Source organism: Asaia spathodeae NBRC 105894 (assembly GCF_025994195.1).
In the GTDB taxonomy this organism is placed as follows: domain Bacteria; phylum Pseudomonadota; class Alphaproteobacteria; order Acetobacterales; family Acetobacteraceae; genus Asaia; species Asaia siamensis.
In genome coordinates, this window is the sequence record NZ_BAPY01000005.1 from 425,825 (window position 1) to 447,762 (window position 21,938).

The following is a 21,938-nucleotide window of genomic DNA, read 5'->3' on the forward strand; positions in this document are numbered from 1 at the left end:
TTTGTCATGATGGGCGGTTACTTTTCGAATTCTTTGCCACGCCCTTCTATATGGCGGGATGCAGCGGGGCTACCCGGCACAGAATGCCAGAGCAGCCCCTGCATCTTCTAAAGACGGTTCTTCTCGGGCAGAAGGCGCATCGGGCAGCCATTCAATCCGGCACGTAATGCTGCGGAAAATGGATAGGCGACACGACGGGCACGCATGATGTTTCCGAGGGGCCGATGCGCGACCAGACCATGCCAGGGGGAAAAAGACAGGCTGTCATCGACTTGCCGTGACTTTTCCTCACTCCAGCTTTTCTGGGGAGGGAAATCGAGACTGGCCACGCATTGGAACGGGCTTGTCTCCTCGCTCCACGCAAGCTGGGCATTCTCGATGGGCTGGGTGGCAAGATCGCGACACAGCTGCACGCGCAGGCTCATGCTTCCCCCCTCCTGAGCCAGAACACGCCCCACAGCGCGCCGTATCGCGATCGGGTCATGATCAATATCGATGCGACGCCCTGTCAGACGACGAAAACTTTCCGACTCCGGAACAATGTCGAATTTTGCGACGTAATCGCCGTAGCGCGAGGGCACCTGGGAGTGAAAGCGATCGCCAAGAGGATGAGTCGGCGCAAAACCGCCCAGCGCATCAAGCGCCGCGCTACGCCGGGCAAAGCGCGCAAGGCCGTCCTGCACGAACCGCAGGACACGCGAGAGCAGCGCCTTGGCCCCTTCTGCCCTATCGGTCGTCAGAGCGAGCAGGCGCAGCATTTTCAGAAACACCCCTGCATGGGGGGCCCCGAAGGCCGGGCCGTTGGCAAACAGGAAATCCTGCACCGCAACACTCTGCGTATCGTCAAGCAGATCGCCGGGCACGTCATGGATCTTGAGCGCAAACCCGCGTGGCCCTGAAACGCCATCGCGCAGCGGATCGCCTGGAATGGCCGAAAGCCGGGCCGTGATGCGGTATGAACCCGGTCTGGCAAAGAGCCCCTGGGCGAGTTCGGGCGGCAGACCCGACCTGACATGAAGCGTGCCTTCAAGCAGGGCATGGCTTTTCGCGTGAACCCCTCGGGAGGCATGGCCGAGATCGCGCCTTGTTGCGGTAATGATCTTGCGGAAGGTCTTCCTGAGCCCCGCCTTCACAGCCTCTTCGTCGGAACGCAGCTTTTCGAGTGAGTCATCATAGGCGACAGGGGGACGCATCACGCTGCTCCAGGAAGGGGAAAGACGATTTTTCGATCCCCTCCAACCCGCCCCCGCTGCGAGAGTTTCCGCTCAGCCCTTGAGCGTCACGACTTTCGTGAGATGACGCGGGGCGAGTGTGTCGAGCCCATGGGCGCGTGCCACATACTCACCAAGCAATTGCAACACAGGCAGACAGATCAGAGGCTCTGCTCCGTGATCGCCCTCGACAGGCAGCGAGACTGTGCCTGGACCGCCGAGCCCCAGCACGACAGCGCCTTTCTCCATCACGTCGCGCGCCACGAGGGCCTCTTCCTCACGCGTGTCAGGATGATAGAGCATGACGACGAATGACCGCTCGTCGATCAGGCTGATGGGGCCATGGCGATATTCGAGTGGATGATGGGCCTCGCTCTGACTGAGGCTCATTTCCTGCATTTTCAGAGCGCCCTCACGAGCGACACCGTAAAGCGCGCCACCGCCCAGAAACACGAAATGCGAACGCCCACGCAACAGGGCAACCAGATGCGTATCCGCCTCTTCAAGCAGGGCCTCTGCCGCAGCAATACTGGCCGGACCGATCATGCGACCGGCATAACGAAGCCCCGCCAGAAGCATCAGACTGGCCGATGCCGTCATCACGATGCCTTCCTCGGGGTGGGTCTCCGCCTCGAACACTTCAGAAGACATTTTCGTCAATGCACTGCCGGCAGCGCAGGTAACGCCCAGAACCTCGTGACCGGCCTCAAGCCCCGCTGCGGCAGCGGCAACCGTCTCGGTTGATTCCCCACTGCGGGAAAGCGCCACAAGCTGCGTCTTCGTACCCGAAGGCACGTAGGATGAGGCACGACGTGTCCATTCATTCCCCGGAACAGCGCGCGCCAGAAAACCCGCTTCATTCAGGGCACAGGCAATGCTGTCGGCAATATGAACGGAGGTGCCACAACCGATAATGGCGTGCATCTGCCCTTTCTGCGGGCTGGATTGCGGTCTGGTCAGCGCCCTCCAGAACGAAAACTGCTCTCGTATTCCCCGTTCGGTCGCATTCATCAGCCTGGCTTTCCTCTGCAGATGGGCATTATTCGTTCGATCATGACACAAGCTTTCCCTGCTTCCGAGAGGAGAGCGGTAAAATCTCCTCTCTTCGGTCAGGTTCGCTCCTGTCAGGTGGTCTCGGGTGCGCGCTCTGCAAATGACATCGTCCCCAGATCTCTGAGCAGGGAGGCATCGAGCGATGCCAGATCTGTCACGCCAAGCAGGGCGAGGTCACGATTGACTTCGGTGCTGAGAATGGAGACGGCCTTGTCGAGCCCGGCGCTACCCGCCAGCGCACAGGCCTGAAGGAAAGGCCGCCCGAGCATGACGGCATCGGCCCCGAGCGCCATGGCCTTGAGTACGTCGCCACCACAGCGAAAGCCGCTATCGATCACGACACTCATATCCCTTGCCGCTTTCCTGATTTCGGGCAGCACCTCGAGCGGAGAGACGGTTGAATCGAGCAGACGGGCCCCGTGATCGGAAATGCCAATACCATCGACACCGATCCTTGCCGCTTCCTCGGCATCCTCGGGACGCAGGATACCCTTGAGGATCAGCTTGCCTTTCCAGCGTCTGCGGATATGGCGGATATGATCCCAGGTGAAATGGGGCGAGCCACCGACTGCTGCGATCTCGTTCGAGAAAAGACCCGGCCCGCCCTTGGGCCTGATATTCACGATTTTCGGATTGCGGTCGCGCAGAATGGTGCGGCCCAGCGTGCCGAATGTCCAGCCCGGGTTGAGAATGCCACCGATCGTCGCCCTCAGATTGGGGCGTATGGGCATGGAATAGCCCGCACGGGTCTCGGCAATGCGCTGCGCCGGAACCGGCACATCGCAGGTAATCAGCAATACGGGATATCCGGCCTTCTGCACGCGGTCGATCATGCCATCGATCACGCCGAGATCGCTCGGCAGATAGGCCGCAAACCAGGCGCGCGGGTTAATGCGGATAATCTCTTCAAGCGGTGTCAGCGAATTGGCCGAGAGCGCATAGAACAGATTATGTCGCCGTGCGGCAGCCGCCTCGATGCGGTCGGCATCGTAGCGCGTCATGGCCGCCCCCCCTGTCGGTGCCAGACCGAAAGGCTGGGCATATTCCTCACCGAACAGGGTGATTTTCGTATTCAGGGATGAGACGTCGCGCAGGCGATAGGGACGCCAGAGATAACGCTGGAAGATCGCCCTGTTGCGCCGCAGGCTGAGTTCCGCCCCGGCACCGTTGCGGACATATTCATATACCGCCTTGGGCAAATAGCGCTTCACGGCTTTTTCAAAATCGGTGAGCTGATAGATATCGTGCAAACGCCGCTTTGCCGTCATGGACATCGAGAAACTCCGGGGCTGAAAAATGCAGGCCAGATGCCAACGCCAACAGAACGAGCCAGACGGGGCTTTTTTCGGCAATCATGTCATTCACGTTAATGTGAAGAACTCCCCCTTATGGGAACCGCCGCATCAGCCACTGAAAAACCTCGACAAACTATGAAATAATCATTCTGATTTATGAACATAAAATAATTTTATCGGAGAATGGGCTGAACAGATCCGGTTGACGCGACGTTGCTGAAGCACAAAGCCACCCACCGGAGCATCGACGCCATGTCCATGAATGTCAGTGAATTCATGTGGAAACGCCTTCAGGAATGGGGGCTGAAACGGGCCTATGGCTACCCCGGCGACGGGGCCGGTGGCATCGACGTGGCGCTTCAGCGCGAGATCGATAGTGGGCGCATGGAATATGTGCAGGTGCGCCATGAAGAGATGGCCGCCTTCATGGCATCGGCCCATGCCAAGTTCACGGGTCAGGTTGGGCTTTGCTTTGCCACCTCCGGACCGGGCGCCATTCATCTTCTGAACGGGCTTTATGACGCCAAGCTCGACCATATGGGCGTGGTTGCGATCATGGGTCAGCAGGCGCGCAGCTGCCTCGGTTCGAACTACCAGCAGGAAGTCGATCTGCAATCGCTCTGCAAGGATGTCGGGTCGGAATATATCGTGACCGTCACCGAGCCTTCCCAGATGCGCCACGCCATCGATCGTGCCGTGCGCATTGCCAGAGACAAGCGCGCGCCGACGGTTGTCATCGTGCCGAACGATCTTCAGGAACTTCCCTACAAGGATGGCCCCGTCGCCCATGGCTTTACCCATACCGGCATCGGCGAGACCATTATCAGTCCAGTGCCTGAAGCTCATGGGCTTCAGGCTGCAGCAGATATCCTCAATTCCGGCAAGAAGGTCGCCATTCTCGCCGGTGCAGGGGCACTGGATGTAACGGATGAGCTGATCGCCATTGCCGATCTGCTTGGCGCCGGCATCGCCAAGGCCCTGCTGGGAAAGGCCGCCGTGCCTGACGAGCTGCCCTATGTCACAGGATCGCTCGGTCTGCTCGGCACAAAGCCCTCATGGGATCTGATGAAGGAATGCGATACCTTCCTGATGGTCGGCTCTGCCTACCCCTACAGCGAATTCCTGCCCGACCCCGGTCAGGCGCGTGGTGTCCAGATCGACATCAACACAGCCAATCTGTCGCTGCGTTATCCGATGGAGCTCTGTCTTCAGGGCGATAGTGCCGCGACCCTGCGCGCGCTCATCCCGCTGCTCAAGCGCAAGGAAGACCGCAGCTGGCGTGAGCAGATCGAAAAGGAAGTCGCAACATGGTGGAAGGTGCTCGAAGCCCGTGCCATGACCGACGCCAACCCGGTCAACCCGCAGCGCGTGTTCTGGGAACTGTCACCGCGCCTGCCAGACAATGCGATCATTACCGCTGACTCAGGCTCGGTCGCCAACTGGTTTGCCCGCGATCTGAAAATCCGTCGCGGCATGAAGGCCTCGCTCTCGGGTGGGCTTGCCTCGCTCGGTGCAGGAACGCCATACGCCGTTGCTGCCAAGATGGCCTTTCCCGAGCGTACCGTCATCGCCTGCATGGGCGATGGGGCGATGCAGATGAACGGGCTGAACGTGATGATCACCATCTCCAAATACTGGAAGCAATGGGATAATCCAAAGTTGATCGTGCTGGTTCTGAACAACCGGGATCTGAATCAGGTGACCTGGGAAGAGCGCGTTCAGCTCGGTGAGGGCAAGACGACCGCCACGCAATCCATCCCGGACTTCCCCTATCATAAATATGCCGAACTGCTCGATCTGAAGGGTATTCTGGTCGACCATCCTGATCAGATTGGTGCGGCGTGGGAAGAAGCGCTCAGTGCCGATCGCCCGGTCATTCTGGAAGCACGTACCGACCCCGATGTGCCACCCCTCCCGCCGCATATCACCCTGCAACAGGCAAAGGCTTTTCTCTCATCCTTGCGCAACGAGCCGGAACTGCTCGATGTGATCCGGGGATCGGCGAAGGAAATGCTTGCGACTTTCCTGCCTTCGAAGAAATCCTGATCAAGGCACTCTCATCGCCCTGTCGATGCGTCTGACCGCCGATCTCGCCAATAAGGGCCTCGTTGGTGGTCGCGCGCCTCGTACAGAAGAAGAGCGCCCGACAAGGGCGCGCGATCTGTCGTCTCAGAGCGCTGTGTAGCCCCCGTCAACAAAGATCTCCTGCCCGTTCACCATCCCCGAGGCAGGAGAGGCGAGATAGAGCACGAGATCGGCAACTTCTTCGGGGGTTGCGACGCGACCCGAAGGAATTTTCTCCAGAAAACGGGTCAGCTTGTCGCCAACGCCCCAGACGCGCTCGCCCATGGGGGTCCAGACAATTGTCGGGCATACGGCATTGGCCTGAATGTTATGGGGCCCCCATTCCGCCGTCATCACCTTGGTGAGCCCGTTCAATCCGGCTTTCGACGCGACATAGGGACCATGCTCCGTCAGGGCGACAGAACTGGCCATCGAACTGATATTGATGATCTTGCCGCCCCCCGCCTCGATCATGCCCGGTGCCAGGGCGCGGGCCATCAGCCATGGAGCCCGCAGATTGAGGGCAAGTATGGAATCCCACTCCTCGACGCTTTGATCGATCAGGGTTTTGGGAATGCTCATCCCGGCATTATTGACGAGAATAGTGGGAGTGCCGAATGCGGACTCGATGCGCACTTTCACCGTGTCAGCAGCGCTGGCGTCGAGCAGATCGGCAGCGATGGAAAGACAACGGCGCCCATTCTTCGAGACGATCAACTGTGTCTCGGCCAGCAAGGCTTCATCGCGCGCTACAGCCACGATATCCGCGCCGGCCTGGCTCAGGACATCACATAGCGTGACGCCAAGGCCGCGAGAGGCACCTGTAACGACGGCTGTTTTACCGGAAAGGGAAAAGCGTTCGGAAAGACGGGTCATGAGAGAACCAAACCTCCTGATGGGACGACAGCAGCACACGTTTCAGCCATCGCGATCTGCCGGGCCTGCTGACGAAACTGACGGGGCGTGCAACCGCGCAGGCTGAGAAATGCCCGGTTGAAATTGGAGAGATTGCCAAACCCGGAGGCGCGACAGATATCCGTCACGGCCAGAGGAGTGGTTGTCAGCAGATGGCAGGCGTGACCGATGCGCAGCCTCTGAAGAAAGCCCATGAAACTTTCGCCAGTGAGCGCGCGGAACTGGCGCGAGAAGGTCGATGCGGTCATGCCGAGCGATGCGGCAATCCTCTGGTGGCGGATCTCCGCCGGATCTGCCGTAAGCAGCTGACGCACCAGACGCGCGATCTGCCCTCCCTTTGTCGTCTCCGGCGTCTCCGGATCATGCCGCGTGGCAAGACGGCGCCAGGAACAGCTTGTGAGATCAGCCAGAAGGGCAATCGCTCCGGCAAGACGCGCGCCGCCAGTTCTTTCACCCAGCTCTTCCAGCATGGCGCCAAAGCGCAATGCCTGCTCGCCCAAAAATTCGAGACCGTGACGGGACTCTGCAAGCAGCCGCGTTAGCCCGGCCAGCTCAGGACAAAGACCGATCAGACCGTCAATCCAGCTTTGGCTGAATTGCAGCACGACATCACGGCCTGCCATCACCTCTCCCTCACCGAGCGGGCTGAACCAGGCATGGGGCAGATCCGGCCCGACGAGAACCAGCTGTCGCGCCTCAAACGGGCCGATATGATCACCAATCATGACACGACCTGCGCCATGCGTGATCAGGTGAAGTTCGTATTCCGGATGATAATTCCAGCGGGCAATCGGCGCGGGATAATTATGGCGATGCCAACGAAAACTCTCGACCTTCTGTTCGGGAAACAGCTCCAGAATGGCGGGAATGCGCCCGCCACGTCGCCTGTCATTCCTGTGTTCACGGGTCGCCACCATAGATGCTGCCCCTCCCCGCAGTGCGTCAGAGCGTGATCTGGATTTTCACGTCATCAGGACGCCCCTCAGCCGCTCTTTCGAACGCCGCCACGCCTTCCTGAAAAGGAAAACTGGCCGAAACGAGTGGTTTGAGATCGATACTGCCTGACGCGATCAGCGCAATCGCCCGGTCATAGACATGGGCGTAGCGGAAGATCGTCTCTATCGTCAGTTCCTTGGCCTGGGCTGCCACGATATCGAACGCGACCTTCTTTGGCGGCATACCGACCAGAACCAGACGCCCACCGGGGCGGGTGCAGTCGAGCGCATCCTGATAGGCGCCTTCGAAGCCGCTCGCCTCGAATGTGACATCCACTCCCCAACCTGCCCCACAATACGCGCCGATCATTGCAGCAGGACTGCCTTCGCCAAGATTGATGGGCACGATATTGGGATATGCTCCGGCTATGGCCAGTTTCGGGGCAGAATAATCGCTGATGAAAACGCGGCTTGCCCCTGAGGCCAGAGCGGCAAGCGCCGTCATGATACCGATCGGCCCTGCCCCGGTTACAAGACAGACATCCCCCGGCTGCAAACGGGCCTTGACGCAGGCATGAACCCCGACGGCGAGAGGCTCCACCATCGCCCCTTCGGCAAAGCTTACCTGATCGGGCAGTTTGAAAGTGTAGGCCGCCGGATGAACGACCGAGGGGGTCAGACAGCCATGCACAGGGGGTGTTGCCCAGAAGCGCACGGCAGGATCGATATTATAATGACCGATGCGTGTGGCACGTGAATGCGGGTCGGGAATACCCGGCTCCATGCAGACACGATCACCGACTCTGAGATCCGTCACGGCAGAACCGATCTCGGTGATCGTCCCTGAAGCCTCATGACCCAGGACCATGGGCTCACGCACGACAAAAGGGCCTATGGCACCATGGGTGAAATAATGCACGTCGCTGCCACAGATACCGACCGTATGGATGGCAATACGCACATCATCCGGGCCCAGCGCCTCGTCGAGCGCGATTTCCCGCAGTGACAGAACACCGCGCTCTTCAAGAACCAGGGCCTGTGCCATTGTGCCGTTTCCCTTTCAGAGACGCCTGAAGAACCCTCTCTTCAAGCGACTTCTGTTAGATATAACGACTATATCTCATAAAATAGGTTGGTTCTTAACAAAAACCGATGATTTTTTGCGTTCGCAGAACACTACTATGTGAATGTGGGTCCGGATTGTCGGGCGGCGGACGCATCCCCCACCCGACCTTGTCAGAACTGCGCGGCTATCGTGCCGAAAAACTCCCGTGGGGCCGCCACAAAGAGATTGGCATTATCGTCTCCGGAAACGGAGGCGGCGCCATAGACGCCACCGATATAGTCGCTGTTGAACAGGTTGGTGACGCCAACCGACAATTTCATGCCACGCGCGAACAGGATCTTGCCGAAATCGTAGCTGGCATTGATATTGGACGTCCAATAGGCCGGAATATATTCATCATTCGTATAGGTCATGGCACGACGGCTGGTATAGGTCGTGTTGAAATTGAAGCTGGCGTGACGCCATGTATAGGTCAAGTTCGCCTTGTACATGAATTTCGGATAATAGACTTGGTGCTTTCCCTTTATGCTGATTGTCGTGCCATTATAAGGCAGGGCTGAATCCTCATAGGTTGCGTTATTCCAGCTGAAGCTGTTCGTGATTTCTAGCCCCTTGAACGGACGTATCGTGCCCAGAACATCGGCACCGTTCATGGTCTCGTGCCCGACATTGAGAAAGGCGGCATAGACATTATTGGTCGGGCCGCTGGTGATCGCCGCAAGGCGATTGATATAATCCGTGTGATAGAAATCGGCGCTGCCGGAAAAAAATTCCGAATTGAAGCGATAGCCAATCACGTAATTCCAGGTGCGCTCGGGCTTGAGTGTTTTCTTGCTGGCATCAAACACCGATTGTGCCGGGTTGGCTGACGAGCCCAGCCCACCCCAGGGATTGCCAGATCCCGATTGCGCCCCGAAATCATAGGCGCGCATGTTTTCGGCGATATCCCAATAAAGCTCATGATGATTCCCGAAATGCCAGTCCCAGTTGAAATGCGGCAGAAACGCATTCGACGCGGTAAGGCTGCCTGAGGCCGGATGGCTGTAATAGGTGCCCCAGCTATCGGCGAGCGCGCCGGTCTGGTCGAAGCTCGTCCCGCCATGCGTCGTCTGGGTGAGCGATTTGAATCCGCCCGTAAGGGTCATGCCTTTGGTGAGGTGCCAGACATCCTGGATATAGAACTGGAACGTGTTGGTATTGAATGAATCGGCATACCAGGTGGTCGCCTGATAGGCATAATAATCGCTCTTAGAATTATGCGCCGCATCCTGCCCGTCCTCGTACAAACGCATCGGATAATTGAAGCGGTCATTCTCATACCAGAGGCCGGTCTGGATGGTGTGGTGACGCAGCTTGATGTCGAAGCTCTGGGTCATGCCAAGCCGACGCACATCAGGGTGCCCCGCCTGATCGGCCATCAACACGCCCGAATTTGGTGAAATCAGGAAGGGGTTGGTGCCCTGATAGACGCCGTTGGAAATATGGCCATAGGCCAATGTGTGCGAGGTGATATTGGAAGCCAGATCGAAATCACCCCGAACCGCCGAGAGATAATTGCGCTGCTCCTGCGTGCCGTCATAGGCAAAATCCCCCACCTCGTCATTGGTGATCCCGGCGGGTAGTCCGGGCGGGATACCGCCGTTCTGGGCATAATAGGCGTATTGCTTGGCCTTTTCATAATCGGGCTTGAGATAGGTCGTGTTGCGCCCCAGCAGGCGCCACATGTTTTTGGTAAGGCTCATGAAATTATACTGGTCGAAATTGGAATAATCGAAGATCGCCGTGATTTTCCCGTGCTCTCCAACGGGCTGCACAAGCTTGAAATTGGCCTGATGCTCCTGCTGGTCACCAAAACCTTTCCAAAGATCCTGAGCCGTACGTGCATAGGAGGCGTAGAATTTCGTGCCGGTCGCATTCAGGATGCCGCTGTCGGCGCGGGCAAAGGTGCGAAACAGGTCGAAGCTGCCGAAGGTCTGGCTGACTCGCCCGCCCGCCTTGTCCTGCGGATCATCCGTCGTGAAGGTAATCGCACCCCCGAGCGTCTGGGCAGAGGGCATTTCCACCGCGCCTGCGCCTTGCGTGAGCGTCATGCCGGCGATGTTTTCCTGAATCGCCATCTGGTCGACGCCCAGACCGTTCCAGTTATGAAAGCCCTGCGTACCCATCGGAATACCGTCCATGGAAACGCCAAGCTGCGACTGGTTGAAGCCACGGATATAGAGCGTGTTCGCGACTGTATCGAGACCGAACGCATCGTCCGACGCAAAATTGGCGCCCGGTGTCGTAAGCGCCAGGATCTGCATGGGGCTCGTGCCAGCGGTAAAATGATCCATCGTCTGGCGTGTGACCATTTCTGTCGCACCGTGAGAGGCAATGCGATGGGCAGAGATCACCATGGCCTCGCCAGAGCGGGCCTCGACATCGTGCCTCGGCACATGACGGGTATGCGTTCCCGGTTCACTCCCTCTGGGGGCGGTGTGGTGACGCGCCTTTTTTGCAGTATCTGCCGAAACTGAGTTCTGTTTGCCGACTGGTTTCGCCTCAGCTGCTGCAGATCGCGACAAGGCAAGCTGAAAAACGCAGTAAAGGGCAGAAGCACAGATCAGGATCTGCCTTGCGTTCGGGGCTCGTCGCCCCTTGCCATCATGATGCATATCGAGCTGACCTCCGCACATTTTGTTCCGATACAGGAATGATGCCGTATCGTTATCATTACGCTAAATATGACAAAGTATGGATGCAAGAACCGTTACATATCCCGGCTGAGAGGGGCCTGTAATCGGATTGAAGGCATTGAACTGCCCAAAACGGGCAAAGACCGATTTGGCGCTGCTGCAATCTCAAGCCTATGCTGCCCCTTCCTGAAGAGAGATAAGGAAGATCTGCATGGCCAAGCGCCCCACCGCCCCCGGTTTGAGCCGACGCACGGCACTTGCTTCGCTGCTCGCCACTGGTGGAGGCGTCGTGGGTCTGTCGATCGCGCAGGCGTCTGAGCCCGGCCCCCAGGCTCCGCCGCGCGCACCCGAGGGCGAGCGCAAGTCAGAGCCCAATGCCTCTCACCCCTCACCCGCTGACCAGCCGGATGTGACCTCGCATCCGGTCATTCGCACACAGGCCGACGCGCTTTATCGCCCTACTATCCATTACTCGCCCGAACGCGGCTTCATGAATGACCCGAATGGACTGATCCATGACGGCACGGTCTATCATCTCTATTATCAATATGACCCCTTTGCCCCCTATGCCGGGCGCGTTCACTGGGGCCATGCGACGAGCACCGATCTTCTGGGATGGGAAGATCAGCCCATAGCCCTGAGCGAAACGCCAGAGGGCGAGGCTTTCACGGGTTGCGCCGTGCTGGACGCCCAGAACACATCCAGCCTCTTTCCTTCAGGCAAAGGCGGTCTCGTAGCGCTCTATACGCGGGCAACCCCGAAAAAACAGACGCAGTTTCTCGCGATCAGCGATGACCAGGGCAAGAGCTTCAAGGATATCGCGCATAACCCGGTGCTCGACATCGGCAGCAATTCCTTTCGTGACCCCAAGGTGATCTTTCACAAGCCCACCGGCCAATGGGTCATGGTCGTGGCCAAGGCTCGCCTGCATCAGATCGCGTTCTACGCCTCGACCGACCTGCAGCATTGGACCCACACCAGCGATTTTGGCCCTTCGGGACTGTTCGGTGTCGATTATGAATGCCCCAACCTGATCGAGATCCCCATTGAGGGTGGCGGGTCGCGCTGGGTTCTGTTCATCTCGGTCAATCCCGGCGCTCCGACGGGTGGCAGCACGACCCAGTATTTTGTGGGTACTTTCGATGGCAGTCGCTTCACGCCGGACGACACGGTGATCGGCCTGACCGATTTCGCCAAGGATGCCTATGCCCTTCAGTGCTATGAGAACATGCCGGGCAATGAGGCTGTCTCCATCGCCTGGCTGGGCAACTGGCAATATTGCCAGGAACTGCCGACCCAGAGCTGGCGCGGCTGCATGACACTGCCACGGCTCATGACATTACGGCACGACTCAGCAGGGTGGCTGCGTCTGGCGCAAGCACCGAGAGGGCTCGAAGCCCTGCGCGAGGCGCCTATCCCCTTCGCCTGCCCGAAACTGGCTGCCGGGGCGAGCGCCTCTGTGCCGCTACCGCTTGGCACCGCGCTGGAACTGACGCTCAGTGTCACGGTCGATCAGATGACCCCCGATCTGCCGCTGGGCGACAAGGGACGTACCGGGCGCTTTGTCATCGTGTTCGGCAATGATCTGAGTGAGAATCTGACCATCGGCTTCGATGCTTTCAGCGGGCAGCTCTGGATAGACAGAGGCGACCTCAATGGCTTCAAGCAGCCTTTCTTTACCGGTCAGTTTTCAACCGCCCTCAACCCCGATGACCGCAATTTCGATGTCAGGATCGTGCTGGACGCCTGCACGCTCGAAGTTTTTGCCAATGGCGGTCTTTCGGTTGGCACCGCCCTGCTCTTCCCCGCCAACCCGCTGAGCTTTCTCAAGCTCGAAGCGACGGGCGCCGGGGCGACGATCGAGACCCTGAGCTTCTATCGCCTCAAGAAAGTCATGCCGCGTGAGACAGCGTTGTGATAAGGCCGCAATCCTGATGGTTCCAAGCGGAGTATCCTGACCTGATGTCTTTTACGACCTGCCTTTTTGTCATGCTCGGTGGTGCGCTGGGCACGCTGGGACGCTATCTGGTGACGCTCGCAACAGCACCCTATAGCCGCGCCATGCCTTGGGGAACGATCCTTGCCATCAATACGGTCGGGTCATTCATCATCGGGTTTTTTGGAACACTGACCCTGGCGCATGGGCGCTTTCCTGTCTCTGAAAACATGCGCCTGTTCGTGATGGTTGGTATCTGCGGCGGTTATACGACGTTTTCGTCGTTCAGCCTGCAGACCCTCGATCTGTTGCGTGCTGATGCCTGGGGGCGGGCGATGCTCAATATCGCGCTCTCTGCTCTGCTTTGCCTCGGTGCCGTTTCGCTCGGCCATCAGGCCGCCTCGAAACTCAATGCAGGCGCCTTCCAGATCGCGCAGAACGAAACCGAAGAAGACGCCTGAGTTCTGTCAGGCCGAGAGCGCCTCGAAACGCGCCGTCTGCTCATCGCAGCGATAGAAATCGGCCATCGGGTAAGGCTGGCGCGCAAGTGTCGTGACGGCATTGATGACGCGATCGACCTTTTCATCGCTCATCAGCACGCTGAAATTCAGTCGCGTCCAGCCCGGCTTTTCGATTTCCTGCCCCGAGAGAATGGCCTGACGCAGCAGGGCTGAAGCAGGGGCATCGATCGAAAGCAGGCGATGGGCATAAGGCCCGGCGCAGGCGCAGCCGCCTCGCGCCTGAATGCCGTAGCAATCAGACAGGAGCCGCGTGAAGAGCTGCTGATGCACATAGCCACCACGCTGGCGATCGCGAATGCGCATTGAGAAGATCGGGAGTGCCGGCGCATCTTTCGCCGTACCGATCAGCTCGATTTCAGGGACAGAGCGCCACGCATCAAGCGCACGCTGACGCAGGGTGGCGTGACGGGCATCCATGAAATCCTGCCCGATGGCCTCTTTGACCAGAAACGCCAGAGCGGCGCGGATATCGCCCACGACATTGGGTGTCCCGGCTTCTTCACGATCGCTGATGCAGGCAGAATAGTCATGCCCCCATGGCGAGACGAAACGCACCGTTCCGCCCCCCGGCAGGCTGGGGCGCGTGATGGCTACTGCCGCATCTCGTACGATCATCACACCCGAAGCGCCCGGCCCGCCGATGAATTTATGAGGCGAAATGACAACCGCGTCTTTCTGAGCCTCGGTTCCAGCCTTCATGTCGATGGCGAGATAGGGGGCGCCTCCGGCATAATCCCAGACCGAGCGGGCGCCATGAGCATTGAGCAGACGCGTCACGGCCTCCACGTCTGTCAGGATGCCCGTCACATTCGAGGCAGCCGAAAAAGCGCCGACGACGAGACGCCCCGGCTTGACCGCTGCCAGAACCCTTTCAAGGCTTTCAAGATCGGGACCGCCTTTTGGTCCTTCCTCGATCTCGATGATCTCGGCCCCGCTCTCACGCCAGGGCAGGATATTGGAATGATGCTCATAGGGGCCGATCAGCACGAGCGGGGTTTCACCCGCTGCGATCGCTGCGCCGATGCCCATGAGACTGACCAGACGGTTGATTCCGGATGTGGCGCCCGAGCCCGTGAAGACCACGCTGAAGCCTGCAGGCGCCTGACAGAGCCGGGCGATCTGGGCGCGCGCCGAAGCGCGCAGACGGGTCATCATGCGGCCGCAATAGGACGCCTGGGTGTGACTATTGGCGTAATAGGGCAGCACCTGCGTGAGCATGAAGTTCTCGACCTGCAGAAGGGCCCGCCCCGATGCGACGTAATCGGCATAGAGCAAAGGATGATCGCCGAACGGTCCGGGCACCGGCACCCCCTCACCAATCACGCCCTTGCGCAGCGCCTCGAACCCCTCGGGCATGCTCAGGGAATGGGCGAAATCGGCAAGACAGGTCTCGGGAGTGAACATGAACGCGGCTCCAAGTGGCAGTGCGGAAAGATTACTGCGACTCCCCTGCGAAAACTCCTCCTATTTCCTCACGATACGCGGTATCTTTCTATCAAATGATCTGTTTTCAGAGGTTTTATGGATCAAATCGATAAGGCGATCCTGCGCACGCTGCAGAACGATGCCTCGCTCTCGCAGCGCGAACTGGCCGACAAGGTTGGGCTGTCGCAAAATGCCTGCTGGCGCCGCCTCAACCAGCTAAGGGCTGAAGGGGTCATTCAGGGCGAGACGATACGCCTCTCCCAGGAGGCGATCGGTCTTGGCGTGACGGTGTTCGTGATGGTGCGCACGCGCTATCATTCGCGCGAATGGCTCGGCCAGTTTCGCGAGGCCATTCTCTCGATTCCGCATATCGTCGATTTCCACCGACTGGCGGGGGATTACGACTATATGCTCAAGATCGTCGCAAAGGACATGAATGCCTTTGACACGATCTATCAGACCCTGATCGGCAAGGTCGAACTCGATACAGTGACCTCCTATCTCTCGATGGAGGCCATCGCCAATAACAGGGATATGCCTGTCTGAAACTCAAGGGCGGCCACACATGGCCGCCGCCCTTATTTGATCAGTTGGCCTCGGGCTGGGTGATCAGTTCGAACAGCAGAACCGATCGGCCTGTAACCGTATAGACCTTCTCCTGCGCGAAAAGCTCCTGCTCGAGCGTGTCGCCGTCATCCGGCCGGTTGGTATCGAGAAGCAGCTTCCACTCCTCCCCTTCCGCCTTGGGCAGGGTGAACTGCACCACGTCATGCCAGCTGTTGAGAATGAGCAGCAGGGTCGCATCGGCGCCACGGCGCATGATGCCGCTCGGCTGGGCGCGCCCGTCGAGCATAAGACCGAAACACTGGGCCTGTGACCATTCATCCTGCTGCATCACGCCACCCGAGGCGCTGATCCAGCTCAATTCCTTTACATCGAGATCGGGGTTGTAAGCCTCGGTCAGGAAACGCGAGCGGCGCAGAATGGGGAAACGCCGACGCAGGGCCAGAAGCCGCGTGGTGAATTTGGAGAGCCGTGCACCCTCTTCACTAATGCTCCAGTTGACCCATGAAATGTCGTTGTTCTGGCAATAGGCATTGTTATTGCCCCCCTGGGTACGACCGAACTCGTCACCGGCCAGAATCATCGGCGTTCCCTGCGAGAAGATCAGGGTGGCGAGCATGTTCCGGCACTGACGCCAGCGTACCGCATTGATCTCTGCGTCGTCTGTCTGCCCTTCGACGCCGTAATTATAGGACCGATTATCAGAGGTACCGTCCTTGTTATCCTCGCCATTCGCCTCGTTGTGCTTCTCGTTATAGGAGACGCAATCGAGCAGAGTGAACCCGTCATGCGCCGTGATGAAGTTCACACTCGCCCAGGCCTGCCGACCCGAATGGTTGAACATGTCCGGGCTGCCCAGCAGACGGGGCGCGAGCACATCGGCCTTGGCCTCGCCACGCCAGAAATCGCGCACCGTATCGCGGAACTTGTCATTCCACTCTGCCCAGCCCGGCGGGAAATGCCCCACCTGATATCCGCCAGGGCCGATATCCCATGGCTCGGCGATCATCTTCAGATGCGTCAGGGTCGGATCCTGACGGCAGATCCTGAGAAAGCCTGACTCACTGTCAAAGCCATCGAGCTCGCGCGCCAGAATCGTGCCGAGGTCGAACCGGAACCCGTCAACACCGATCTCGTTCGCCCAGTAACGAAGGCTGTCTGCAACGAACTGTATTGGCGCCAGTTTGGTCAGGTTAAACGTATTACCCGTGCCGGTATCATTAATATAGAATCGTTTATTTTCCGGCATGAGCCGGTAATAGGAAGCATTGTCGAGTCCCTTGAACGACAGGGTCGGGCCAAGCTCGTTGCCCTCTGCCGTGTGGTTATAGACAACGTCCATGATCACTTCGATGCCCGCCTCATGATAGGCCGCCACCATGCGGCGCACCTCTGAGAGCGCATCATCCTGATCAGCCGCATAGCGCGTATCAGGCGAGAAATAGCCGATCGTGTTATAGCCCCAGTAATTGGTCAGGCCCTTATCCACGAGATATTCGTCAGCCACGAAGCTCTGGATCGGCAGCAGTTCGATGGTGGTGACACCAAGCGATTTCAGGTGCTCGATGACGTGACGGTTGCCCAGTCCGGCATAGGTACCCCGCAGCCTGCGAGGCACGCGCGGATGGTTGAGGGTGTAGCCGCGCACATGGGTCTCATAGACCACAGTGTCGGTCCAGCGCGTCTTAAGCGGGCGGAGATTCTGCGCGGCCGGATCGGTGATGACGCATTTGGGCATAAAAGCCGCGCTGTCACGATCATCGAAGCTCAGATCCTTGTCGGCATGACCGAGCTGATAGCCGAAAAGCGCAGGATTCCAGGTGATTTCGCCGAAATGCTCGCGCGCATACGGGTCAAGCAGCAGCTTGTTGGGGTTGAAGCGATGCCCCTCATTCGGCTCATAGGGACCATGCACGCGGTAACCATAGAGCTGCCCCGGGCGCAGGTCGGGAACCCAGCCATGGAAAACCTGATCGGTGTATTCCGGCAATCTGATCCGGTCGGTTTCCTTCTCTCCGTTCTGGTCGAACAAACAGATCTCGACCGCCTCGGCATTGGCAGAGAAAACCGCGAAATTGACGCCCTTGCCATCATAGACTGCGCCGCGTTCCGTCGGGCTTCCCTCTTTCAGGCGTTTTTCAAAAGAATCACTCATAGGTTTCTTTCCATCCTGACCCGATATCCCAGCGTTTTCGCAATCCTGGCTGGGATAACGAGACGCCTAACGGCGCAGGCAGGAGAAAGGGCTGATAACATAAACGCGAGGTGATAACGATTTTAGCTTCCCGGCGTTTCACAAGTAATACCATTATCTCGGTGCCGTCATTTCTTGCGGCTTCCTGTAAAAAACGAGGCCCGCCATGCCTACAGACCAGATCGTTGCACTTCCAACGGATCTGCAGCTCCTTTCAGTCACGGCGGAAATGTTTCCGTTCGTGAAAACGGGCGGGCTGGGTGATGTCGCGGCCTCACTCCCGACGGCGCTGCGCCATCATGGTGTGCGTACGCGCACCATCCTGCCTGGCTATCCGTCTGTGTTGTCGGCCCTCACCAACAAAACGCAGGCCTATGTCTTTCAGGACATGCTTGGTTATCGCGCTACGGTGTGGGAAGGCGCAGCCCATGGTCACCATCTTTATGTTGTCGACGTACCCGAACTCTATGAACGGTCTGGCGGCCCTTATCTGGGGCCGGATGGCCGCGACTGGGCCGATAACGACATGCGTTTCGCCGTACTCTCAAGAGTAGCGGCCTGCATCGCACAGGGTTGTCTTGCTCAATGGTGCCCTGATGTCGTCATGACCCATGACTGGCAAGCTGGGCTGGTTTCTGCCTATCTTCGTTATGACGAGCGTCCGGCGCCGCCTGTGGCTCACGTGATTCACAACATGGCGTTCCAGGGTCTGTTTCCACGTGAAATTCTATCCCGCATCGGGCTGCCCGAGCATGCTTTCACCCTCGATGGCGTCGAATTCTACGGCAAAATCGGATACCTCAAGGCGGGGCTGCAGATTGCCGACCGCCTGATCACCGTCTCTCCAACCTATGCTGAAGAGATCCAGACCGCGGAAAACGGCATGGGCCTTGAAGGCCTATTGAGCAGCCGTGCTGCCGATCTACACGGCATTCTCAACGGGATTGATTTGCATGACTGGAACTCATTGACAGACCCTGCGGTTATTTTCCCCTATGCCATAGGCGATATCGCGGGGCGGCGAGCCAATAAGAGGGTCTTTCAGGCTGAGTTCGGTCTACCTCAGGACCCGAATGCCATGCTGCTGGGGATCGTCAGCCGCCTGACCCGACAGAAAGGGGTCGATATCCTTGCCGAAATCGCCCCGCGCCTTTTCAAGACCAATATCCAGCTTGCCGTGGTGGGGGTGGGCGATGCCGACATCATGCAGTCATTCCGTGCGCTGCAGCTTGCCTATCCACGTAATCTGGTCTGCCATCTGCGCTATGACGAGCTTCTCGGTCATCGCCTCCACTCCGCCGTGGATGCCTCACTCATTCCGTCGCGCTTCGAACCGTGCGGTCTGACCCAGCTTCACGCACTGCGCTATGGCTCGGTTCCCATCGCCGCCCGTGTTGGCGGCCTGACCGATACGATCGTCGATGCCAATACCGCAGCCATCGAGGAGGGTGTCGCCAATGGCATCCTCTTCGCCCCGACGCAGGGCGACGCTCTCTATCGGGCGATCAAGCACGGCAAGAAACTATTCAAACAGAAGTCGATCTGGGCTCGTTTGCAGCGCAATGGCTCGCTGCATGATGTCTCCTGGCACGGAAAGGCGGCGCATTACGCGCGGCTTCTTCTGGAAATGGCAGGGCGCGCCCCGGCCTGGAGCATCGGTGAAGGCGAAATTGCCCCAAGACTGAGCGATATGGGTATGCCTCTCTCTCCGAATGCCTCCTTCACGCGGACGGCAAGAATGCCTCAAAGCCGCCCGCGCAATCCCGGCCTCGGCAAAACGGATCTGCCCCGTTTTGGCACAACGTCCTGACACGATTTCTCACTCTGAGGCGAAACGCAGTTCTCCATGACCGAAACCGACATGGCTTTGACGCCACAAAAAGCTCTCAAGCCTCAGGAGAGAGTTCTGATCGACGAGATCGTCGAAGGGCGCATTCATGACCCCTTTTCCTATCTCGGCCGACACCGCGCAGGACGCAGCGGCGTCGTGCGTGTCTTCTATCCTGATGCCGTCGAAGTGCGTCTCGTCGCTGAGCGCAAAGGCAAGCCTTCGCTCGAGAAGAAAATGGACCGCATCGACGAGCGCGGCATTTATACCGCCTCGATAAGCGCTCAGTCGACGCGCTACAGCCTGCGGATTTTATGGGCCGATGGTTGGCAGGAGACATACGACCCGTACAGCTTTGGCACACTGATCGGCGATCTTGATCTGTATCTTTTCGCCGAAGGAAACCATCGCGATATCGATCAGATCATGGGCGCGCATATCTGCGAGATCGACGGGGTTTCAGGAGTACGATTTAGCGTCTGGGCGCCTAATGCCCACCGTGTTTCGGTCGTCGGTGACTTCAATATCTGGGACGGGCGTCGTCATCCGATGCGCCTGCGGCACAGCGCCGGTATCTGGGAATTATTCGTGCCAGGCATCGGCTCCGGCGAACGCTACAAGTTCGAGATCATGGCGCAGGGGGGCGTGATCCTGCCTGCCAAGGCCGACCCCTATGCCCGTTATGCCGAACTGCCACCGGCGACTGCATCTATCGTTGCACCACCGCTGGAACATGACTGGCATGATCAGGAATGGATGGCGAAACGCGCTGAGAGACAGGCCCTGGGGGCGCCAATCTCGATCTATGAGTTGCATGTGCCCTCATGGCAGCGCCGCAACAGCCCGACAGGCTATATCAGCTGGAACGATCTGGGCGATCAGCTCATCCCCTATATCACCGAGCTGGGTTTCACCCATATCGAGCTGATGCCCATCACCGAATATCCTTTTTCGGGGTCCTGGGGTTATCAGCCGCTCAGCATGTACGCGCCCACCTCACGCCACGGCACGCCCGCCGAGTTCGCCCGTTTTGTCGATCGCTGCCATCAGGCCAATATCGGTGTGATCATGGACTGGGTGCCTGCCCATTTTCCGTCCGACGCCCACGGGCTGGCTCTTTTTGACGGGACCCATCTCTACGAACATTCAGATCCGAAAGAAGGCTATCATCAGGACTGGCACACCCTGATCTATAATTTCGGTCGTACCGAAGTGCGCAATTTCCTCACGGGCAGCGCACTCTACTGGCTAAGAAACTTCCATCTGGATGGACTGCGTGTCGATGCCGTCGCCTCGATGCTGTATCGGGATTACAGCCGCAAGGATGGCGAGTGGTGCCCCAATATCTATGGCGGGCGTGAAAATCTTGAAGCGGTTAGCTTCATGCGCGAGCTATCGGGCATCGTCCGGGATTATTGTCGGGATGCTGCTCTCATCGCTGAGGAATCCACAGCCTGGCCGGGCGTCACATCTCCTCCCGAAGTGGGGGGGCTTGGCTTCCGTTTCAAATGGAACATGGGCTGGATGCATGACACGCTGCGCTACATGCAGCAGGACCCGCTCTGGCGGCGCTATCATGGCTCGGACATCACCTTCGGGATGGTCTACGCCTATTCCGAGCATTTCGTACTTCCCCTGTCTCATGACGAGGTGGTGCATGGCAAAGGCTCCCTTTTGTCACGCATGCCGGGCGATGACTGGCGTCGTCATGCGAATCTGCGCGCCTATTATGCGTTGATGTGGGCCTATCCCGGCAAGAAGCTGCTTTTCATGGGCGGCGAGTTCGCCCAGTGGGAAGAATGGCATAATGACCGCGAGCTGGCCTGGCACAGAATGCACGACACGCTGGGGCGCGGCGTGTACGACACGGTGCGCACGCTCAACGCGCTTTATCAGCATGAACCTGCGCTTTCCGCCCGTGATTTCGATCACGATGGTTTCCGCTGGATCATTGCTGACGACACCGAAAACACTGTTTTCGCGTGGCTGCGTGAAGCGCCCGACGCCCCCCCTGTTCTCGTCGTGTGCAACATGACGCCAGTGGTGCACCACGAATACCGCATTGGTGTACCTTTTGGCGGTGAGTGGGAAGAGCGCCTCAATACAGACCGCACGGAGTTCGGCGGTTCGGGCATCGGCCTCGAAAAACCCATCTTTGCAAAGCAGGAATCTGCTCATGGGATGGAACATTCTCTCGTTCTGACACTTCCTCCCCTCGCAGTGCTCTATCTTACCCCCAAGCGACGCTGAGTTTCC

The 21,938-nt window shown here is 58.7% G+C and carries 15 protein-coding genes; 6 read left to right on the plus strand and 9 right to left on the minus strand.

Going from position 1 to position 21,938, the window contains the following annotated elements; all coding sequences use genetic code 11:
* Positions 1-107: 107 nt before the first annotated feature.
* From AA105894_RS06375 to AA105894_RS06385, 3 genes are all read right to left on the minus strand, one after another.
* The gene (locus AA105894_RS06375) at positions 108-1,193 is read right to left on the minus strand and encodes a catalase family protein (RefSeq protein WP_267310955.1); all 1,086 of its coding nucleotides are present in this window, start codon (positions 1,191-1,193) and stop codon (positions 108-110) included.
* Between the two features lie 72 nt (positions 1,194-1,265).
* On the minus strand, positions 1,266-2,222 hold the full coding sequence (locus AA105894_RS06380) for an SIS domain-containing protein (RefSeq protein WP_267310956.1): 957 nt from the start codon (positions 2,220-2,222) through the stop codon (positions 1,266-1,268).
* Between the two features lie 113 nt (positions 2,223-2,335).
* A complete protein-coding gene (locus tag AA105894_RS06385) occupies positions 2,336-3,538 on the minus strand; it encodes an alpha-hydroxy acid oxidase (RefSeq protein WP_267310957.1) in 1,203 nt (400 codons plus the stop codon).
* Positions 3,539-3,817: 279 nt separating this feature from the next.
* On the opposite strand from AA105894_RS06385, the gene AA105894_RS06390 reads away from it, so the two are divergent.
* The gene (locus AA105894_RS06390) at positions 3,818-5,605 is read left to right on the plus strand and encodes a thiamine pyrophosphate-requiring protein (protein ID WP_267311046.1); all 1,788 of its coding nucleotides are present in this window, start codon (positions 3,818-3,820) and stop codon (positions 5,603-5,605) included.
* 123 nt (positions 5,606-5,728) lie between these two features.
* On the opposite strand, the gene AA105894_RS06395 is transcribed toward AA105894_RS06390, so the two are convergent.
* The 4 genes from AA105894_RS06395 to AA105894_RS06410 form a co-directional block, all read right to left on the minus strand.
* Positions 5,729-6,499 carry an SDR family NAD(P)-dependent oxidoreductase gene (locus AA105894_RS06395; RefSeq protein ID WP_267310958.1) on the minus strand — a complete coding sequence of 257 codons (771 nt, stop codon included), beginning with the start codon at positions 6,497-6,499 and terminating at the stop codon, positions 5,729-5,731.
* Entirely contained in the window at positions 6,496-7,455 is a 960-nt protein-coding gene (locus tag AA105894_RS06400) for an AraC family transcriptional regulator (RefSeq protein ID WP_267310959.1), read from the minus strand. The genes AA105894_RS06395 and AA105894_RS06400 overlap by 4 nt, the downstream gene beginning before the upstream one ends.
* Before the next feature lie 25 nt (positions 7,456-7,480).
* Positions 7,481-8,518, minus strand: a complete 1,038-nt coding sequence (locus AA105894_RS06405) for an NAD(P)-dependent alcohol dehydrogenase (RefSeq protein WP_267310960.1) — start codon at positions 8,516-8,518, stop codon at positions 7,481-7,483.
* Between the two features lie 191 nt (positions 8,519-8,709).
* Entirely contained in the window at positions 8,710-10,935 is a 2,226-nt protein-coding gene (locus AA105894_RS06410) for a TonB-dependent receptor domain-containing protein (RefSeq protein WP_267311047.1), read from the minus strand.
* A 490-nt stretch (positions 10,936-11,425) separates the two neighbouring features.
* On the opposite strand from AA105894_RS06410, the gene AA105894_RS06415 reads away from it, so the two are divergent.
* Together AA105894_RS06415 and crcB are read left to right on the plus strand one after the other, a co-directional pair.
* On the plus strand, positions 11,426-13,132 hold the full coding sequence (locus tag AA105894_RS06415) for a glycoside hydrolase family 32 protein (protein ID WP_267310961.1): 1,707 nt from the start codon (positions 11,426-11,428) through the stop codon (positions 13,130-13,132).
* Between the two features lie 44 nt (positions 13,133-13,176).
* On the plus strand, positions 13,177-13,611 hold the full coding sequence (gene crcB, locus AA105894_RS06420; protein WP_188424596.1) for a fluoride efflux transporter CrcB: 435 nt from the start codon (positions 13,177-13,179) through the stop codon (positions 13,609-13,611).
* Positions 13,612-13,617: 6 nt separating this feature from the next.
* On the opposite strand, the gene AA105894_RS06425 is transcribed toward crcB, so the two are convergent.
* Positions 13,618-15,075: an aminotransferase class V-fold PLP-dependent enzyme gene (locus AA105894_RS06425; protein ID WP_373316739.1), complete on the minus strand. Its 1,458-nt coding sequence runs from the start codon at positions 15,073-15,075 to the stop codon at positions 13,618-13,620.
* 117 nt (positions 15,076-15,192) lie between these two features.
* Between AA105894_RS06425 and AA105894_RS06430 the strand changes: the two genes are divergently transcribed.
* A complete protein-coding gene (locus tag AA105894_RS06430) occupies positions 15,193-15,642 on the plus strand; it encodes an Lrp/AsnC family transcriptional regulator (RefSeq protein WP_267310962.1) in 450 nt (149 codons plus the stop codon).
* Positions 15,643-15,682: 40 nt separating this feature from the next.
* On the opposite strand, the gene glgX is transcribed toward AA105894_RS06430, so the two are convergent.
* Positions 15,683-17,815, minus strand: a complete 2,133-nt coding sequence (gene glgX, locus AA105894_RS06435; RefSeq protein ID WP_267310963.1) for a glycogen debranching protein GlgX — start codon at positions 17,813-17,815, stop codon at positions 15,683-15,685.
* Positions 17,816-18,020: 205 nt separating this feature from the next.
* Between glgX and glgA the strand changes: the two genes are divergently transcribed.
* On the plus strand, positions 18,021-19,664 hold the full coding sequence (gene glgA / locus AA105894_RS06440) for a glycogen synthase GlgA (RefSeq protein WP_267310964.1): 1,644 nt from the start codon (positions 18,021-18,023) through the stop codon (positions 19,662-19,664).
* A 51-nt stretch (positions 19,665-19,715) separates the two neighbouring features.
* Entirely contained in the window at positions 19,716-21,932 is a 2,217-nt protein-coding gene (gene glgB, locus AA105894_RS06445) for a 1,4-alpha-glucan branching protein GlgB (protein ID WP_267311049.1), read from the plus strand.
* Positions 21,933-21,938 lie beyond the last annotated feature (6 nt).

What these genes read in the sequence shown, in the direction of transcription:
- AA105894_RS06375 (WP_267310955.1), bottom strand. Translation starts at nt 1,193, where the DNA reads ATGCGTCCCCCTGTCGCCTATGATGACTCACTCGAAAAGCTGCGTTCC.
- AA105894_RS06380 (WP_267310956.1), bottom strand. Translation starts at nt 2,222, where the DNA reads ATGAATGCGACCGAACGGGGAATACGAGAGCAGTTTTCGTTCTGGAGG.
- AA105894_RS06385 (WP_267310957.1), bottom strand. Translation starts at nt 3,538, where the DNA reads ATGTCCATGACGGCAAAGCGGCGTTTGCACGATATCTATCAGCTCACC.
- AA105894_RS06390 (WP_267311046.1), top strand. Translation starts at nt 3,818, where the DNA reads ATGAATGTCAGTGAATTCATGTGGAAACGCCTTCAGGAATGGGGGCTG.
- AA105894_RS06395 (WP_267310958.1), bottom strand. Translation starts at nt 6,499, where the DNA reads ATGACCCGTCTTTCCGAACGCTTTTCCCTTTCCGGTAAAACAGCCGTC.
- AA105894_RS06400 (WP_267310959.1), bottom strand. Translation starts at nt 7,455, where the DNA reads ATGGTGGCGACCCGTGAACACAGGAATGACAGGCGACGTGGCGGGCGC.
- AA105894_RS06405 (WP_267310960.1), bottom strand. Translation starts at nt 8,518, where the DNA reads ATGGCACAGGCCCTGGTTCTTGAAGAGCGCGGTGTTCTGTCACTGCGG.
- AA105894_RS06410 (WP_267311047.1), bottom strand. Translation starts at nt 10,935, where the DNA reads ATGGTGATCTCTGCCCATCGCATTGCCTCTCACGGTGCGACAGAAATG.
- AA105894_RS06415 (WP_267310961.1), top strand. Translation starts at nt 11,426, where the DNA reads ATGGCCAAGCGCCCCACCGCCCCCGGTTTGAGCCGACGCACGGCACTT.
- crcB (WP_188424596.1), top strand. Translation starts at nt 13,177, where the DNA reads ATGTCTTTTACGACCTGCCTTTTTGTCATGCTCGGTGGTGCGCTGGGC.
- AA105894_RS06425 (WP_373316739.1), bottom strand. Translation starts at nt 15,075, where the DNA reads ATGTTCACTCCCGAGACCTGTCTTGCCGATTTCGCCCATTCCCTGAGC.
- AA105894_RS06430 (WP_267310962.1), top strand. Translation starts at nt 15,193, where the DNA reads ATGGATCAAATCGATAAGGCGATCCTGCGCACGCTGCAGAACGATGCC.
- glgX (WP_267310963.1), bottom strand. Translation starts at nt 17,815, where the DNA reads ATGAGTGATTCTTTTGAAAAACGCCTGAAAGAGGGAAGCCCGACGGAA.
- glgA (WP_267310964.1), top strand. Translation starts at nt 18,021, where the DNA reads ATGCCTACAGACCAGATCGTTGCACTTCCAACGGATCTGCAGCTCCTT.
- glgB (WP_267311049.1), top strand. Translation starts at nt 19,716, where the DNA reads ATGGCTTTGACGCCACAAAAAGCTCTCAAGCCTCAGGAGAGAGTTCTG.